The organism is Paenibacillus lactis (assembly GCF_017873605.1).
GTDB lineage: Bacteria > Bacillota > Bacilli > Paenibacillales > Paenibacillaceae > Paenibacillus_AQ > Paenibacillus_AQ lactis.
The window spans coordinates 1-17,138 of sequence record NZ_JAGGKI010000027.1; the positions used below are offsets into that span (position 1 = coordinate 1).

Annotated in this window: 19 protein-coding genes and 1 rRNA gene; 1 reads left to right on the plus strand and 19 read right to left on the minus strand. The window is 52.0% G+C overall.

The genetic code is table 11. The features are described from left to right. Together J2Z18_RS27830 and J2Z18_RS30960 are read right to left on the minus strand one after the other, a co-directional pair. Nucleotides 1–171 (minus strand): 16S ribosomal RNA (locus tag J2Z18_RS27830); the annotation flags it as partial. Between the two features lie 733 nt (nt 172–904). Next, nucleotides 905–1,786, minus strand: a complete 882-nt coding sequence (locus J2Z18_RS30960; protein WP_007131637.1) for a nucleotidyltransferase-like protein — start codon at nt 1,784–1,786, stop codon at nt 905–907. 224 nt (nt 1,787–2,010) lie between these two features. Between J2Z18_RS30960 and J2Z18_RS27840 the strand changes: the two genes are divergently transcribed. Beyond that, nucleotides 2,011–2,376: a DUF2614 family zinc ribbon-containing protein gene (locus J2Z18_RS27840; protein WP_007131638.1), complete on the plus strand. Its 366-nt coding sequence runs from the start codon at nt 2,011–2,013 to the stop codon at nt 2,374–2,376. A 141-nt stretch (nt 2,377–2,517) separates the two neighbouring features. On the opposite strand, the gene J2Z18_RS27845 is transcribed toward J2Z18_RS27840, so the two are convergent. From J2Z18_RS27845 to J2Z18_RS27925, 17 genes are all read right to left on the minus strand, one after another. Further along, nucleotides 2,518–4,230: a glycosyl hydrolase family 18 protein gene (locus tag J2Z18_RS27845; protein ID WP_210095659.1), complete on the minus strand. Its 1,713-nt coding sequence runs from the start codon at nt 4,228–4,230 to the stop codon at nt 2,518–2,520. A 127-nt stretch (nt 4,231–4,357) separates the two neighbouring features. After that, nucleotides 4,358–4,777, minus strand: coding sequence for a peroxide-responsive transcriptional repressor PerR (gene perR / locus J2Z18_RS27850; RefSeq protein ID WP_007131640.1), 420 nt, complete (start codon nt 4,775–4,777; stop codon nt 4,358–4,360). A gap of 88 nt (nt 4,778–4,865) precedes the next feature. Beyond that, entirely contained in the window at nt 4,866–6,185 is a 1,320-nt protein-coding gene (locus J2Z18_RS27855; protein ID WP_007131641.1) for a DUF4097 family beta strand repeat-containing protein, read from the minus strand. Nucleotides 6,186–6,210: 25 nt separating this feature from the next. Beyond that, nucleotides 6,211–6,861, minus strand: a complete 651-nt coding sequence (locus tag J2Z18_RS27860; RefSeq protein WP_007131642.1) for a hypothetical protein — start codon at nt 6,859–6,861, stop codon at nt 6,211–6,213. A 214-nt stretch (nt 6,862–7,075) separates the two neighbouring features. Then, on the minus strand, nt 7,076–7,789 hold the full coding sequence (locus tag J2Z18_RS27865) for an MgtC/SapB family protein (protein WP_007131643.1): 714 nt from the start codon (nt 7,787–7,789) through the stop codon (nt 7,076–7,078). Between the two features lie 52 nt (nt 7,790–7,841). Beyond that, the gene (locus J2Z18_RS27870; protein WP_007131644.1) at nt 7,842–8,303 is read right to left on the minus strand and encodes a GNAT family N-acetyltransferase; all 462 of its coding nucleotides are present in this window, start codon (nt 8,301–8,303) and stop codon (nt 7,842–7,844) included. Between the two features lie 117 nt (nt 8,304–8,420). Continuing rightward, the gene (gene gatB, locus J2Z18_RS27875) at nt 8,421–9,860 is read right to left on the minus strand and encodes an Asp-tRNA(Asn)/Glu-tRNA(Gln) amidotransferase subunit GatB (protein WP_007131645.1); all 1,440 of its coding nucleotides are present in this window, start codon (nt 9,858–9,860) and stop codon (nt 8,421–8,423) included. A 31-nt stretch (nt 9,861–9,891) separates the two neighbouring features. Next, nucleotides 9,892–11,349, minus strand: a complete 1,458-nt coding sequence (gatA, locus tag J2Z18_RS27880; protein WP_007131646.1) for an Asp-tRNA(Asn)/Glu-tRNA(Gln) amidotransferase subunit GatA — start codon at nt 11,347–11,349, stop codon at nt 9,892–9,894. Between the two features lie 20 nt (nt 11,350–11,369). Further along, nucleotides 11,370–11,657, minus strand: a complete 288-nt coding sequence (gene gatC, locus J2Z18_RS27885) for an Asp-tRNA(Asn)/Glu-tRNA(Gln) amidotransferase subunit GatC (RefSeq protein ID WP_007131647.1) — start codon at nt 11,655–11,657, stop codon at nt 11,370–11,372. Between the two features lie 308 nt (nt 11,658–11,965). Next, nucleotides 11,966–12,346, minus strand: coding sequence for a hypothetical protein (locus J2Z18_RS27890; RefSeq protein ID WP_007131648.1), 381 nt, complete (start codon nt 12,344–12,346; stop codon nt 11,966–11,968). A gap of 100 nt (nt 12,347–12,446) precedes the next feature. Beyond that, complete coding sequence (locus tag J2Z18_RS27895; protein ID WP_007131649.1) at nt 12,447–13,223, minus strand: ABC transporter permease; 777 nt, start codon at nt 13,221–13,223, stop codon at nt 12,447–12,449. Then, a complete protein-coding gene (locus tag J2Z18_RS27900; RefSeq protein WP_007131650.1) occupies nt 13,220–14,152 on the minus strand; it encodes an ABC transporter ATP-binding protein in 933 nt (310 codons plus the stop codon). Before J2Z18_RS27900 ends, J2Z18_RS27895 begins: the two co-directional genes overlap by 4 nt. Continuing rightward, nucleotides 14,149–14,343 carry a PLDc N-terminal domain-containing protein gene (locus tag J2Z18_RS27905; protein ID WP_007131651.1) on the minus strand — a complete coding sequence of 65 codons (195 nt, stop codon included), beginning with the start codon at nt 14,341–14,343 and terminating at the stop codon, nt 14,149–14,151. Before J2Z18_RS27905 ends, J2Z18_RS27900 begins: the two co-directional genes overlap by 4 nt. Nucleotides 14,344–14,380: 37 nt before the next feature. Continuing rightward, a complete protein-coding gene (locus tag J2Z18_RS27910) occupies nt 14,381–14,590 on the minus strand; it encodes a hypothetical protein (RefSeq protein ID WP_007131652.1) in 210 nt (69 codons plus the stop codon). Then, nucleotides 14,583–14,924, minus strand: a complete 342-nt coding sequence (locus J2Z18_RS27915; RefSeq protein WP_007131653.1) for a YxlC family protein — start codon at nt 14,922–14,924, stop codon at nt 14,583–14,585. Before J2Z18_RS27915 ends, J2Z18_RS27910 begins: the two co-directional genes overlap by 8 nt. Then, the gene (sigY, locus tag J2Z18_RS27920; RefSeq protein WP_007131654.1) at nt 14,908–15,483 is read right to left on the minus strand and encodes an RNA polymerase sigma factor SigY; all 576 of its coding nucleotides are present in this window, start codon (nt 15,481–15,483) and stop codon (nt 14,908–14,910) included. Before sigY ends, J2Z18_RS27915 begins: the two co-directional genes overlap by 17 nt. A gap of 1,389 nt (nt 15,484–16,872) precedes the next feature. Next, nucleotides 16,873–17,061, minus strand: a complete 189-nt coding sequence (locus tag J2Z18_RS27925; RefSeq protein ID WP_028407080.1) for a hypothetical protein — start codon at nt 17,059–17,061, stop codon at nt 16,873–16,875. Nucleotides 17,062–17,138 lie beyond the last annotated feature (77 nt).

The following is a 17,138-nucleotide window of genomic DNA, read 5'->3' on the forward strand; positions in this document are numbered from 1 at the left end:
AGCTACCGTTTCCGGTAGTTATCCCAGTCTTGAGGGCAGGTTGCCTACGTGTTACTCACCCGTCCGCCGCTAACTCTCAGAGAAGCAAGCTCCTCTTCAAGTCCGCTCGACTTGCATGTATTAGGCACGCCGCCAGCGTTCGTCCTGAGCCAGGATCAAACTCTCCAATAAAGATCATCCCTTCGGATGATGAATTGAAAGAGCGATTAAGCTCATTTAGAAAAACTGACGAGAATTTGTTCAATTCTCTATTGTAACTCCCCGCCGAAGCGGTTCGTTTTCACTCACTCGTTGTTCAGTTTTCAAAGATCAACTTGTGTTTCTCATCGTCATCCGCATCTCAGCGGCGACTTTTATAATATATCATATCGCCCATCTTTTCGTCAAGAACTTTTTTTAAAAAACTTTTTAATTCGACATTTTCTCAACCGAATTACCAAAGTCCCTTTCGAGGGGCGAGTTATAATGTATCACAGATCGATTGCGTTCGTCAACATTCTTTATAATTTTTTTATTCGACTTCATATAACAAACGAAATCCTATATTGCTCGCTGTGTTGCTTCTATGAAAAGAGAATCGATCCTTATTGACGATTACTCTTAATGATGAAACGTTGTGCTCTGCCGGTGGTCTTGATCAGTATCGGAACCTTGTAAGTGCAGACCAGCCCCCTCACACTCATATAGGAATGATCTGCATGGCATGGCTTGCCTGCCACGACGACAAGTCCCATGCAGCATCTAACTATCTATCCATCCGTCTGTCTATCCATCTGTCTATTCATTTGTCTATCCATCATTACATTACATTCCGGGTGAATCACTTGTTGAACAAAATAAAATCACATCACGTTCCGGGTGTCGCTTATTAAAGAAACAAAAAAAGAAGGACTCTCGTCCTTCTTCAGCACTCCGAATAATATCGGATGGTAGAGAAGCCGCTATGCCGGGACTCCTTGCACACAGGCGCTTCCTTAACCAAGGATCGATACACCAGGTTGCGCAGTACGATCTGGAGCTCTGCAGCCACCGGGGCAAGCTCCGGATGGAGGATCAGCTCCTGAATCGTCCACGGCGTGCGGCGACTGCGCATCACGCGCAGAAGCAATGCCGCACACTTCTCCAGCTTTGAGACCATCGAGAACTCATAGGCTAGGAGCGCAAGCTCTAACCGCTGATCAAGCGTTTCCGTGCTGACCGTAAGCTCTTCGTACAATTTCCGCACCGGTGTATTGAGTCCCGTCATTTGCTCCCATACCGCAATTTCCGGATGAATGCCCCGTTCGATCAGTTCCAGCTCGGCCCAGCAATGAAGCCCGTCCAGAAGCGTATGATATGCATCCAAAATCCGGTCCTGCTTGATCAGCAGCTTGATGTCCACATATTTCTGCAAAAAATGAGCAAACCCAATAAACAGCTTTCGCTCCCGAATCGGCTCGGCGAATCTTAAGAAATCACGTCGAAGCTTGGCGAGGCGATCCTCATGATCACTAATGATATCCCCTTCGAGAAAACACCGAATCAATACTTTATGCTCCCCTTCAAGAAGCTCATGCTCCAATGCATCCATGCCGATGCTGATCACCTGGCACCGATCACCGTTCACTACAGAATGCTGGTTGGGAGGCTCGTCAGGTATCCCATCATAGACGACAACGAGATTCATCTCAAAATCATGAACAGGCGAGCCAAGTACTGCATCGTTCTTATTACGGTATGCGATCGCTCCAATAGCTCCTTCATCTACCGTATTTCCATAATATAAAGAAAAGTTGGCTAATTCCACGGTTCCCCTCCATACATTCCTTGGCGAACTTCAGCCATTTCAGTTATAATGTAATTCTACATGTCCATGTCAGTTCCTTCTTTTAGGAGATAAGAAAAAAGGGACACCGGATTGCTTCACTTAGCAAGAATGCAACCCATTTTTTAGATGCTGTAATCAAACTATGCTCGTTTTATTCATGGAACAGTCCATTAAACATTTTAAGAACAGGAGATTATGAAGCCATGATCTTTAAGAACGCAAAAATCAACGCTTTCCGCACATGGGGCCTGCTGCTGACCATGCTGGGCATGGGACTCATGGTCCTCGGAACGGCCGGTATCGTCTTCTGGGGCCAAGCCGGCAAAGTATTTGCAGGAGTCGGGTTAGTATTCGGTCTCATTATGATGATGGGCAGTCTGGCCATTTACTTCTGGGCCGGGATGCTCTCCACGAATGCTGTTCAAATCCAGTGTCCGGAGTGCGACAAGCTGACCAAGATGCTGGGTAAAACCGACCGCTGCATGTTCTGCCACACCATCTTGACACTGGATCCGAACCAGGCCAACATCACCGCAGAGGAACTGGAGTCACAGAAGAGCACGACCTAGCAGACCGCTCAAGATCGGCCTATCCAAGGATTGGCCGCCAGCCCTTTTATAAACCTCATAAACAGACAAAAAACCGGTTACCCTTATGGATAACCGGTTTTATTTATTTTCTCAATAGTTAACACAAGGATTGCCGTAAATCTAATCATGGATCGTGTTTAGCGTTTTCCATGCCTCAGGGACTGCGAAGCTTCGATTCCATGCCGCAATGCCGCCAAGTTCCAGCTTTTTAGCCAATTGAACGCGGGCTTTAAGGGATACGCCATCCTCCATCCATATTCGGTTCGTGGCGCCGCCTTCTTTAAACTGTACGTAGTTTTGTCCCGTCGCTGAATCAAGGGTTCCCGAAAGCTTTCGCTCCTTAAGCAGAGTCTGCATTGTTTCCATCCCAATGGCTTTGGACGAGACTTTGACTTCTCCTCCATCGCTCTTTTCAGTCCATACCCTTGTATATAGCGGCACGCCTAATACCAGCTTGGATGGCGGTACTCCATCCTCTTCGATAATGCGTCTAACCGACTGCTCCGCCCATGGAAGCGAGGCGACCGATCCGGCTCGAGGACTGGATGCCCAGTGTTCGTCGTAAGCCATTACCATCATGTAATCGACCGCTTCCCCAAGCCGTTTTCGATCCAGAAACAGGGACCACATCTCGCTGTTGGACTTCGGCGTCACATCGATGGAGAGGATCAAGCCCCGATCCTTTGCGAACGGTCTCAGCTCACGCACGAATTGCACGACCTTATCTTTGTCCTTGGTATGAACATTCTCAAAATCGATATTAATTCCGTCAAGCTTATACTGCTTGGCATAGGAAAGTGTTTGCCCGATTATGCGGGATCTCCGTTCATACGTCGACAGCGCTTCGGTCGTAAGCTCAGGGTCGAAGCTGTTGTCCAGCAGACCCCACACCTCCATGTTCCGTTTATGCGCCCAGTTAACATACGGCAACGAAGCCTTGGATTTGACGCTGCCTTCCGCATCGGAAATGCTGAACCAAGTAGGGCTGACCACATTCACGCCAGGCATCGGCTCAATATGATCAGGGCTTGGATTTCTCGTATACACGGCCTCCCACGTCAAATTAACGGATTTATTCCTCCACTCGCGCTCCGCTCGGGACGGCGTTTGGGCGATAACCGGAATTTCCTTCAGATCCCTCTTCGCAACCCGCTCCACCGGAACATATCCGGTATATCCGTTATCCGTTTGTACAAAATACCATCCTGCTTCCTCACGCCATATGCGCAGACGCTGCCCAGCTGAAAGATCGAGCACGATCGGCGATTTTTTCCCCATGCCCTCTCTCATCGCAACCGTTCCGTCAGGCTTGGCCGGCGCGACCTCAGCGAGCTGAATCGAATCGCCGGCCCGCATCAGGATAACCGCCCCGTCGGCCCCATCCTCATGTACCGCTATGCCGTAATGCTCTTTAAGCGGCTTCATCGGAACATACACGATGCCGTCAACGAGCTCGGGTGCAACCGGATAAGTTAGCGGCTTGCCGTTCAGCTCGCCCTCCCGGGATCCAATCTTCATCCGCAGCACCGATTCCGTGGTCGTTATAATAATGGACTTCGAATCCGGCTCATAACGGATATTACTGTCGACCGCTTCTTGGATCACCGGCAGCGGCAGCTTCAGATCCGCCTTTGTCCCCCGGGCAGAATGCTCCATAAGCTCTCCTTGAACGAAGATCGGTTTGTCCATTCCTAGCCAGTCCGGAACGATATGCTTCGAATTCGACGCCAAATCATTCATGATCCACCAGATCCCCGCAGCAATCAGTATGACACCTATATAAAAGGAGCCTCTCCTGGCACGACGCTTTCTTCGATATCTTCTCCTTGCCAATACCTCTCCTCCTTATCCCCGCCGTTTCCCCAGCTATTCATGTTCTGGGTACGCCTACAAATGGCTTCAAAAAAATAAGAACGTGTGGAATCGTGGATTCCGCGCGTTCTTCTTACTTAACCGATGTTTATTTGCAGGACTTGCAGAGCCCGTACAGCTCCATCCGAAGCCCCTTTACTTCAAACCCGGTACACTTCTCAGCCTGCACTTCCACATCTTTAAGGGACGGGTAGCTGAAATCTTCAATTTTTCCGCATTTCTCGCAAATAATATGATGGTGATCCGATACATTCGCATCGAAACGACTGGAATTATCGCCGTAAGTCAATTCGCGCACCATACCGGCTTCAATAAACATTTTCAAATTATTATATACAGTAGCTACGCTCATACTTGGAAAATTCGGCTCCAGAGCCCGATAAATATCATCCGCAGTCGGATGGCCCATGGATTCCACCAAATATGTTAAAATCGCATGACGTTGCGGCGTAATACGGACACCGGTCGTTTTAAGTTGTTCCAGCGCATGCTGCACGGAAGTTGCCATGGTTGCCCACCGCCTTCAAGTTGAACTAGGATTATCCGCAGCCTAAGCCGCTCTTATCCTTTATTGTACGGCGGCTGTTGGATTTTTGTCAATGCGGCAGAGGCGCCATGCCCCTGTTGTTGATGCTCTCGGAGCTTTCCGGGTAGCTTCGGTAGATGTTCAGATCGCTGTTGCCCTCAATCTTGATCGAATGCTCGCCAGCGCCCGATTCCCCGGAAATCGTCTTCTGCTCGATGAACAGATTAGGCAGCGTGGTTAAAATACGGCCGTAGCTGATCGTCCCCTCCAGCTTGTAATCCCCTTCAAGCGGAATGTGGAGCTTCATTTCTCCCACCGCACTGTAAATGTTCCAATCGCCTCCGACTTTCGTTGAGCGGATCGTCACGCTGCCGTTCAACGACTCTGCGCTCAGATCGGCCGGAACGTCGCTAACCAGAATATGGCCGTTTCTGGTCTGAACGCGAATATGGTTTAATGCCCGCTTAACCGTCATGTTGCCGACTTGTGAGCTGAGATCCGTTTCGCCTGCAATGTCGACAGCGGTCATGCTCCCCCGGTTCGTTGACAGCTTGACATCGCCGATAATCCCCCGGGCCATAACCTCCCCGTTAAGCGTCTTCCCCGTCACGTTTCCGTAGATGCCAGCAAGCGAGATAGGACCGTTGCCGGTTTCGAGCGAGATTTTATCGATCGCCTGCACGTCTCTAAGCGAGATCGCGCCGTTCATCGTCCGTACTTCCATATTGAACCGTCTGTCATCCGGCAGCGTTATATTAAGATTGATACGGGGCTGCCTTTTGCCCGATTCCCCGTATGATTTTCCTTTCGAGCGAATCGTGACGGTGCTTCCCTCCGTGGCTTCAACGATGCTTTGCTCAGCGATGGCTGCGGCCATGCTCGGCTCCTCCTGATCGACCCAAATCTCCGCCTCAACGATAATATCATCCACATTCCGCCGCACGATGGAAATGTCGCCGTTCAGATGATCTATCACGATCTTCTCCGTGCTGAGCTCAGCCGGGATTTCCAGTACAGGCTTGTCAAAGCGATTGTCCGCCGCTTCGCTGTAGTCGACGCCGGCCGCTGTCAAATTCAAGCTGACGCGGTTCCATAAATGCAGAAAATGCTCCTGCTGGGAGATTACGAATACGGACGCCGTTAGAAAGACGGCAAGGCCGACGCCGCGGAGATCGGGGCGAAACCGGAATTCCTTCCGGCGTCCCAGGACGACTGACAACGAATAACGCACCAAGTATTCCATCCCGAGCAGCACGAACAGCATCGGCCACCACCATTGGAGCAAGAACACATAGTCTGTCCCTTTCCACTCGTCCATCAGCAATAATACCCCGGTGCTGATCAGTAATACCGCCGCTGTATAGCGCCCTACTCTAACTCTAGGCTTCATCCGTCTCCTCCCTTCGCCGCTTATGCTATATCTTTAATTGCTTGTCTTCCTGGGAAGAAGCGTCCCCTCCGCGAAAGCTGCGTTTGCTCTTACGATGCCGAGTCGCTTCCCGAACCGCAACCCATATCCCGGCGGCAATCAGCACCACTGCAGTAGCTTCCGTGCCATAATCGCGAATAACGGCTTGAAGCCACGGCGGTTTGTTATGGAATAAGATGAGCAAGGCTCCGCAGCCGACCAGCGTAATGCCAAAGGCAGCTCCCCGCTCGCCGCGAAATGGATTTCCTCTTCGCTTTCCGTCAATAACCGAGGCTCCGCCGCCCTCGCTCCTTCTCTTATGGGAAATGATCACCTCGGCTGATTGCAGCGCATCATACACATTATAGAAATAGCCGACCGGGATCAGCAGTCCAAGCACGACGAGTAAAGGAACATTAATCTGCATACCGATCGAGGAAAAATACAATAATGCGGAGATATCCAGCAGCAGGAGCATGATGAATGTTATTCCCCGGCGGTACATGCCAAGGTAAATATGACCCATGCCCGGGATGAGCGCAGCCAATAAAAGGGCGATGCGCTTCCGCTGCCTGCCCCGCATGCCCCGATACCGTTTCACACGAATTTTGCGCGGCTTGTTCCCGCGAGCGGCTCTTTGTTCCGGTGCTGTACGCATAACCTTCCCTCCTTCCGGCATACCGTGTTTGCGTAGATCGCGGCGTTCGCTGTTTTCTTTGATAGTACCCTAACCAAAGCGTGAAGTAACTGGCAAAAAACTGGATAGAGCCCTTCCAGGGCCTTATGCAGGGCCAGGAGTTTCCCCTAAAAAAACGGCAGCTGCCTTTGATCAGCAGCTGCCATTTTTCAGTAACGTTATCCTTCATCATGTATCATTCCGCCGTCACCATGCAGACTTGCCCAATGGTCCGTATGCGCCGCGTAATTTCAACCGGCTCGAATCTCCGGTCGGTTAAAACCTGCAGGGAAATCTCCAGCATCGGAAGCGCAGGCTGTAATTCACCGTAAGGAACCGTACTGCGTTCATTCACGACCAATTTTTTGATAACGAAGCCCTGCTCCTCAAGAATCCCGGATACCTCATCCAGGACACCGGGCGTGTTTGCAGCATGCACGGTAATCAGATGGAGCTTGCTTCCCCGTATATAACGCTGCTCCAGCTTATTGAAGACCACCAGATTTAACAGGATCAACAGCGTCGACACGATTGCCGCAAAATAAAAACCCGCCCCCACGGCAAGCCCGATGGCGCCCACGACCCAAACCGAGGCTGCCGTCGTCAAGCCGGTGATCGATTTGCCCGTGAACAGGATGGTGCCCGCTCCAAGAAATCCGATGCCGGTAATGACGGCGGTAGCCAGACGCGCAGGGTCGATCCGCACATTGACTTCGGCAACAAAATCCGCAAAGCCGTAGATGGATAGCAGCATAATTAACGCAGAGCCGAGACATACCAGAATATGCGTACGCAAACCGGCGGCATGGTTCGAGCGCTCCCTTTCAAACCCGATCAGGCCTCCAAGCAGCATGGAGAGCAGCAGACGAAGCAGTATCGTCACATTGTCAATCACCCATGGATTATTCAAAATGCAGTGCCCTCCTCATGATGATTGCGTTCCAAGTTTAAACTTGTTTTTTCTACGGGTGAACCCTGAGATGGAACTCGGTCAGCTCCACACCCGGAGCGACCTCAAAGGCATGATCCCTCACAAAACCGAACTTCTCGTACAGGGCGACGGCCGGCGTATTCCGCGTTCCCGTCGAAACGATAAATAAAGGAACTTCCCCGTAGCTGTCCAGGACGTGCCGGACCAGCGAGCCGGCGATCCCTTTCCGGAAATGGCCGGGATGCACCATCATTCGGGAGATCGTTACCTGATGCGGCTCCGGTTCAACCGCGATGGCGCCAATCAATTCTCCATCATCATCTATATACCCATAGAAGGTTTCCCCGCATTCACGCAGCGTCTCAAACGTATCGAGCAGCGGCGGAATTTCAGAGAAGCCGATCAATTCGGCCTCGAGCGGATAGGCCATATGCTGCAGACTCCATATTTGCTGTACCGTGTCCCGGTCTTCAAGAGATAAACGGGTAATCATTGAGGTAAGCTCCTTCATCGCATATTTTAAAAAGGAACTTGCCCCTGTCAGAGGGACAAGCTCCTTTCATATCGGATAGATCCCTGCTGGTATAGGTTGATGCCAAGATCGCCTTGATCAGCCGTTTAGCACTTCTACCAGCAGTTTATTCACGAGCGCAGGATTTGCTTTTCCTTTGCTCTCTTTCATCACTTGACCAACCAGGAAGCCGATAGCCTTCTGCTTGCCGGCCTTATAATCCTCCACGGATTGCGGGTTATTCGCAACCACCTGCTCCACAATGCTCTTGATCGCGCCTTCGTCGCTGATTTGGACAAGTCCTTTTTCCTCAACGATTTGGGCAGGGAGCTTGCCGCTTTCCAGCATCTCCTTAAAGACCGTTTTGGCGATCTTGCTGCTGATCGTGCCTTTCTCGATCAAGCCGATCATTTCACCGAGGCCTTGTCCGGTAATCTTGACCTGGGAAAGCTCCAGATTGTTCGCGTTCAAATACCCCAGCAAATCGCCCATGATCCAGTTGGACACCGACTTGGCATCCTTCGTATAGTTCAGGCTGTCCTCGAAAAAGTCCGCTAGCGGCTTGGAAGCCGTAATGACGGCCGCATCATAATCCGGGAGACCGTACTCCGAAGTATATCGTGCTTTCCGCGCATCCGGCAGCTCCGGAATCGTCGCGCGGACCGCTTCCTTCCACTCCTCGCTGATATGCACCGATACCAGGTCAGGATCCGGGAAGTAGCGGTAATCATGCGCCTGCTCCTTGCCCCGCATCGAGAACGTTTTGCCCTGCGCCTCATCCCAGCGGCGGGTCTCCTGAACGATCACACCGCCTTCATCGAGTACCTCAGCCTGACGGAACTGCTCATATTCAAGCCCCCGCTGCACGCCGCGGAAGGAGTTCATGTTCTTCAGCTCGGCCTTCGTTCCGAACTCCTTCTGTCCCCAAGGACGGAGACTGATATTGGCGTCGCAGCGAAGCGAGCCCTCTTCCATCTTCACGTCGGAAACTTCACAGTACTGCATGATCGCACGCAGCTTCTCCAAATAGGCCTTCGCCTCCTCGGGCGAGGAAATTTCCGGCTCGGATACGATCTCGACCAGCGGTGTTCCTACCCGGTTAAAGTCAACGAGCGATGCGTAGCCTCCATCAACGTGCGTCAGCTTGCCCGCATCTTCCTCCAAATGGAGACGGGTAATCCCGATCCGTTTCGTCTTCCCGTCTACCTCGATATCAATCCATCCATTCAGTCCGATCGGCTGGTCATATTGCGAAATCTGGTAGGCTTTCGGCGAGTCCGGATAGAAATAGTTTTTCCGGTCGAACTTGCTGACGTCGCTGATCGTGCAGTTCAGTGCCATTGCAGCTTTCATCGCATATTCGACGGCCTGGCGGTTCAGCACCGGCAGTACGCCGGGATGACCGAGGCAGATCGGGCATGTATGGGTATTCGGCGGAGCCCCGAACGCCGTGGAGCATCCGCAGAAAATTTTCGAATTCGTGTGCAGCTCGACATGGACTTCCAGTCCGATGACCGTTTCATATTTTGATGTAGACATTCTCTCGTTTTCCCTCCTTCTTCCACGCGTCTTACAGCTCAGGGCGGCGCTTGTGATGGTCCGTATTCTGCTCGAAGGCGTGCGCAACGCGCAGAACCGTCGACTCGTCGAACGCCTTGCCGATGATCTGCATGCCAACCGGCAATCCGTCCGCAAATCCGCAAGGCACGCTCACGGCCGGTACACCGGCCAAGCTGACCGGAATCGTCAAAATATCGTTCAAGTACATCGTCAGCGGATCATCGACTTGGGTATCCAGCTTGAATGCCGTCGTTGGCGCAGTTGGTCCAATCACCACGTCATACTGCTCAAATACCTTGTCGAAGTCCTGCTTGATCAGCGTCCGCGCTTTTTGCGCCTTCAAATAGTAAGCATCGTAATAACCGGAGCTGAGCGCATATGTTCCCAGCATGATCCGGCGCTTTACCTCATCCCCGAAGCCTTGGCTGCGGGATTCATGGTACAGATCGATAAGGCTGCCCGAGTTATCGGCGCGAACGCCGTAACGTACGCCGTCAAAACGGGCCAGGTTCGAAGAAGCTTCCGAGGAAGCCAGCAAGTAATACGTCGCTACCGCATATTCCGTGTGCGGAAGGGAAACTTCTTCCCATACGGCGCCGAGACTCTCGAGCACCTTCAACGCATTCATGACCGTTTCCTTCACTTCGGCATCGACGCCTTCGCCCAGATACTCCTTCGGCACGGCAATACGCAGTCCCGAGATGTCGCCGGTCAACGCGCTCAAATAATCCGGCACGTCCACTTTGGCGGAAGTCGAATCCATCGGATCATATCCGGCGATCGCCTGCAGGACGTACGCGGAATCCTCGACATTTTTCGTAATCGGTCCGATCTGGTCGAGCGAGGATGCGAATGCAACCAAGCCGAAACGGGATACGAGTCCATACGTCGGCTTCAGTCCGACCACGCCGCAATAGGAAGCGGGTTGGCGGATCGATCCGCCGGTGTCGGAGCCGAGCGTGAAGTAAGCTTCGCCCGCAGCTACAGCCGCAGCGGAACCGCCGCTTGAGCCGCCCGGAACCCGCTCTAGATCCCACGGATTGCGAACCGGATAAAAGCTGGAGTTCTCGTTCGAGCCCCCCATCGCGAATTCATCCATGTTCAGCTTGCCGATCGTCACGATATCCGCCTGACGCAGCTTGCCGACAACCGTCGCATCATACACCGGATTGAAATTGGACAGGAACTGACTTGCACAGGTTGTCCGCAGTCCCTCCGTTACAATGTTATCCTTGATGCCGGCAGGAAGGCCAAACAGTAAACCGCGGCTCTCGCCGGAGGCCAGCTTGCTGTCCAAGGCCTTGGCCGCCGAACGCGCTCCCTCTTCATCCAACGTAATAAAAGCCTTCACCCGGTCCTCACGCTCACCGATGCTTGTAAAGGCTTGGTCCACCAAATCGGATACGGAAAGCTCCTTATCATGAAGCTTGTTATGTATTTCCGACAATTTCAAATCAAACAGGCTCAAGTATGTCTCCTCCCTTCAGGCTATTCCAGTACAGCTGGTACTTTGAATTGATCGTCTTCTTCATCCGGCGCATTCAGCAGCACCTTCTCAATCGGCAGGCTCTCGCGAACCTCGTCTTCCCTCATGACATTGCTTAGATGAAGAACGTGCGTGGTTGGCTCTACGCCGTCTGTATCCAGTTCATTTAACTTCTCGGCATATTGTAAAATCGCGTTCAGTTGGCCGGTAAACATCTCTTCTTCTTCCGGCGTCAAGTTCAGACGAGCCAGCTTGGCAACATGCTGAACATCTTTGACCGTAATGCTCATGGCTTGGACTTCCTCCTTCGTGCCCCTGATGATGAAAGGGGTAAAGTCTGTCTCGATAACTTTTCTCATTATATTGTAGAAGCATGCAAGATTCAATCGAAACGGAAAGCTCGGGTCCCCACCGTTTTTTTCCGGGATGAATCATTCGCGAGGCTTGTCCAGGACGAATCCGTGCGAACTTAGGATGACTAGGAGCACTGAACGATGGATAACGGGGCTAATTTCTCTTTCGTTATCAGGCAGCAGATCGCCAGAGGCCTTATACTTTCTGATATCAAACAAAAAAGAGCCGGCTAAAGCCGACTCTTCTAAATCCAGGCACGAAGATTCACTTGCTTGATGAAATCGGCCTGGGACATCGTTTCTTTCGATTCTTCCTCTTCTTCAACAGCTTGCAGTTCGCCGTTCATCACCTGATGGAACAGCTTCTCGTTATATGTCGACAGGGCGAAATCGATGAGCGCTTCCCGCTCGATCCGCTCGGCTTCCTGTTTCAACACGACAGATTCCAGCTCGACATCGCTTGCCGGAACGAAAAAATTACGGTTGAGGTTCGGAATCCGAATAACGTAATCAAACGCATTGTCCGGATTTCGGTCATAGGCGATCAAATATCCGTATTGACCGATTGGAAGATTCTGCTCAAAGGCGTCCGCGACGATTGTAATCTTTTCCCCTAAACGAAGCATCGTCTACCTCCTGAGTTGTCTATCCTTATCTCCATAGTCTACTAGAAAAAGCTAGAGATGTCCATGCTCAATAAGGAAATCTAACCGAACTCCGTCGAAACTAGGCTTGCGGCAACAACGGCCGACGCTTCAGCAGCAGAGTCGCCGCTATCGTTGACAGGGCCATAAAGCACACGGCCGACACTGCAGGTGCCCACGCTGATGGATCTCCGCCTGTCAGACATTCCGTAGCGATTGCGCTCAAACGGCCAGGGCTCCATTGAAGATGCGAAGGGAGCAAGGAAGCGAGCATCGTCAGCGCGGCCGCCGAGCCCAAAGCGATGAATGCCGCAGCTGGACCGCGAAGCACCGCCCCGAGCGGGAGCACCAGGGTTACGATCCAAGCCAGCCAAGCGATGTAGAATGCACCCGCCCCGAGCATCGGGCCCCATTCCAGCGTACCAATCAGCTGAGAAGTATAATAAGCCGAGCCTGCATAGCCCAGGACGAACGAAAGAATCAGCAGAGACATCATCGCCGCCCACTTGGCGATCATCATGGGCAGCACGGATGATATCCGGGGCAGCACGAGCTCCGCCGTTCCGTTTGAGCGCTCCCCTGCCACCGTATTCATGGCGGACAGCACAAGTACCAGCAGACCAATCGTGCTGAACTGGCTCAAAGTAGAGGCCAGGATTTCCTCAGGCGGCGGTACCGTAATCAATGCAGCCGCTTCCGGCGGAATATCGCCGGACATCATCAAGATGTCGGGCAAGTAATACATCATGACCGGCTGCATGACGCCCAGGAGCAGGAATACCGCAGGTACCCATATCCATTTATATGACCGTGCGGCTTCCAACATTTCTTTTTTAAAATGAATCCAAAACATGCTCATGCCCCTACCACCTTCATAAACATATCCTCCAATGAGGAAGCCCCTGCTTCGATGCGCTGAAACCGGATTCCGGCATCGGCCATTTCCCGCACCAATGCCGCCCTTGCTTCATCCATATCTTGAACGACCAGCCTGGCAGCACGATTGCGAATTTCGGCCTCTTCGATAAAATGTCTCTCCGGTAAACTTCTTAGCCAATCAGCTTCCCGCTCCCCAGGCTCAACCTCCAGCAGCAGGAGCGGTTGACGGTATTTCGCCCGCAGTTCGGACAATTCGCCTTGTTCGGCAATTCGTCCGTCGACCATCAGCACCATGCGATCGCAGACCTCCTCTGCGTCATGAAGCACATGCGTCGAGAACAGGATCGTCACCTCGCCACGAAGCCGGTCCAGCAGATCCATCACTTCACGTCGCCCGATTGGATCAAGCGCGGATACCGGCTCGTCCAGCAAAATCATTTCCGGCTCGTGCACTAGCGCCTGGGCGATGCCTAGCCGCTGTTTCATTCCTCCGGAATACCCTGATATCCGGCGATTGGCGGCCTCTTGCAGGCCGACCATTTCAAGCACTTCAAGGCTCCGCAGCTTGGCTTGTTTGCCGGGCAAGCCCGACAGCTTGGCGCTGAAGATCAAATATTCCAGGCCGGACATCCAACCGTAAAATTTCGGGTACTGGGGAAGGTATCCGATCCGCTTTTGCCATCGCTGGTTATCCGCACCGGTTTCCCCAGAATTCCCGTATCGGATCTCTCCTTGGGATGGTGATAAAAGGCCTGCCAGCATGCGCAGGGTCGTGGTTTTGCCGGCTCCGTTGGGTCCGAGCAGTGCGGTGCAGCTGCCCCGCTCCAGGTTGAATGAAATGCCTTTGACAGGAGTCAAGCTCCCCATATGTTTGGTCAAGTTGTGAATGCGAAGCACAGGTTCCATCATGAAGCCCTTCTCCCTCCGATGAAGTAAGCGACGCTGCCGAGGATGTTCCCAAGCAGGATAATCAGCACCCACATCCATTTCGGTCCTCGAATTTGTTCCGTTTCCGCCTTGGTTAAAGACACCAGGGCCGTTACTGCCAGCACAGCCTGCAGCGCAATAATCGGCCAGATTAATCCCCAATTGATCTCCATTTTGATCACCCTTCATGTTTAATAGAAACCGGTCCCCTCATTTCCCGTTTTGTTGTCTCCGAACCACCAGCAAAACATAAAGCAGCAGCGGCAGCGGAAACGTGGTAGAGCCCCATATCCCCCAGAACCAAGCCCATTTCCCGAGCCCGCGCTTGCGCGCGTCAACGAACAGGGAGGTTCCCTGAGTCATAACCAGCACGACAATCAGTACAATCAACCATACCGGGACCGTGCTTACATCATTCATGGGATCCCTTCTTTCCCGCGGATCTTAGTTTCCTGGAGCTTGCGAGAATCGCGATGCCTGCCAGCATGCTGGCTCCATGGATCAAGATCAGCACCATCGGAGCGGCCATCGCTGCCATACAAACGATGCTTACGATGAGCAAGGCTGTCAGCATAAAGAGCACAAGCTCGTATTTCATCCGGCGCCGCTTCCGCCGAAGGGTATGCGCCGCTAGCAGCTGAAATTCCTCCAAGGAGGGCGACGGTCCCTCGTCAAACACCCGCTCCAGGCGCTCGAGGTCCCTGCTTAAGCCCTCCAGCAAAACCTCGTCCTCCTTATCAGGCTTGTTCGCCATCCTTCTTCAACTCCTTCCGCAATTGCTTAATGCCATAAGCGGTTCTAGATTTAACCGTACCTTCCGGTATGCCGAGCATACCGCCGATCTCTTCGTAACTGTAGCCGTAATAATGCTTCAGCAGAATCGCGATCCGATGCTCTTCGGACAACCCGGCAAGGCCATCCAATAAATCGGTCCACTCCTCCCCCTGCCGCTCCATCTGCCAGCGAAGCCGTCTGACCGACCGCTGGTGCTCTTCCTCGAGCCACCTCTTCTCCCGCTTCCGCTTTCGGGTGCGGTCGATATAGAGCCTGGTGGCAATCGTAATCATCCATGAAGAGAAGGACGAGGTCCCGTTATATCGCTGCAAATTCTCCATGCACCGAATCACGGTGTCCTGAGCGGTATCCTCTGCCACGTTCTGATCCATCGTGATCTTCAGCAGGTATTTATATAAAAAGCTGTAATGGTGCTTAAAAAGCTGCCCCATTGCATTCGTATCGCCTTGCTGCGCTTTTCGTATCCAATCCTCTTCTTCAAGGATCATTGCGAAACCATCACCTTCTTTCTCTTCCATCGTAATACGATCTGCTCTATGGAATCGTTCAAATCGATTTATATTTTCTTTTATCGGTATAACACGCAAGGGCAACTAATAGGATGCGTGCATGAACTCCGATAGGGCAAAGCTAAGGGTTCCGATAGGGCAAAGCCAAGGGCGCTAGGGCCTCAATGGCCCTAGCGTAAGAGCAGCAGGCTATGTGCAGGGGCAGTAAACCGCGTGCTGGGGCGCCGATTGCGCTCCTCAAGTACTTAAAAGGAACTTGTTCCGGCAATGGAGGACGGTTTGTGCTCCACAAGTACTTAAAAGGGACTTGTTCCGGCAATGGAGGACGGTTTGCGCTCCACAAGTACTTAAAAGGGACTTGTTCCGGCAATGGAGGACGGTTTACGCTCCACAAGTACTTAAAAGGGACTTGTTCCGGTAATGGAGGACGGTTTGCGCTCCACAAGTACCTAAAAGGGACTTGTTCCGGCATTTGAGGGCCGTTTGCGCTCCTCAAGTACTTAAAAGGAACTTGTTCCGGCATTGGAGGGCCGTTTGCGCTCCTCAAGTACTTAAAAGGAACTTGTTCTGACAATGGAGGGCCCTTTGCGCTTCTCAAGTACCTAAAAGGGACTTGCTCTGGCAATGGAGGACGGTTTGTGCTCCACAAGTACTTAAAAGGGACTTGTTCCGGCATTGGAGGACGGTTTGCGCTCCACAAGTACTTAAAAGGGACTTGTTCCGGCATTGGAGGACGGTTTGCGCTCCACAAGTACCTAAAAGGAACTTGTTCTGGCAATGGAGGACGGTTTGCGCTCCACAAGTACCTAAAAGGGACTTGTTCCGGCATTGTAGGGCCGTTTGCGCTCCACAAGTACCTAAATCCGGCATTTGAGGGCCGTTTGCGCTCCTCAAGTACTTAAAAGGAACTTGTTCTGGCAATGGAGGGCCCTTTGCGCTTCTCAAGTACCTAAAAGGGACTTGTTCCGGACAAAGTAGGGAGTTTGCGCTCCAGGACAGCGGAACAACAAAGCTACTGCAAATAAAAGAGCCCCTCATTTAGAAACGCACGTTGAACACCGCGCCCTAAATAAGGAGCTTCAAGGTATACCTGTATGACAACAAATATGACTTCCATCGACGCCATCATAAAAAGGTGCACTGGGCTCATTTCCCTAACTAAACCTTTACCATGTATTGTTCTACATTATTAGTTGATTCTACAATACAGATTAATTCTATAATACAGACTGATCCTGCATTACTGAATGATCTGCGTTACTCGCCCTGCCCTGACTGTTCTACATTATCCGTCCTACCCTGATTGAGTTACCTTATCCGCTCTGATCTGATTGATCTACAATATTCACCTTGCCCTGATTGATCTACGTTATCCGCTCTGCCTCCATGCAAGCCTACCTACTCATGGTACCTTCTATACTGCAGACGCTGATGCCATGGCTGCCGGACGAGCATTTCCCCCTTTACCAGCCGACTCCACACGATTGATGATATCTCCGGTTGCGCTCGCAGATGATGGTCTCTCGACATGCTTTCCTTGCTTCCGGCTACATATCCGTCCAAAAGCGACAACTCATCTTTTCTCACAGCGACTCCCCCTAATAACATCCAACCCCAACATAAAACCGCGCATAAAGGCCCATAAAATAAAAGAACGCAAACCG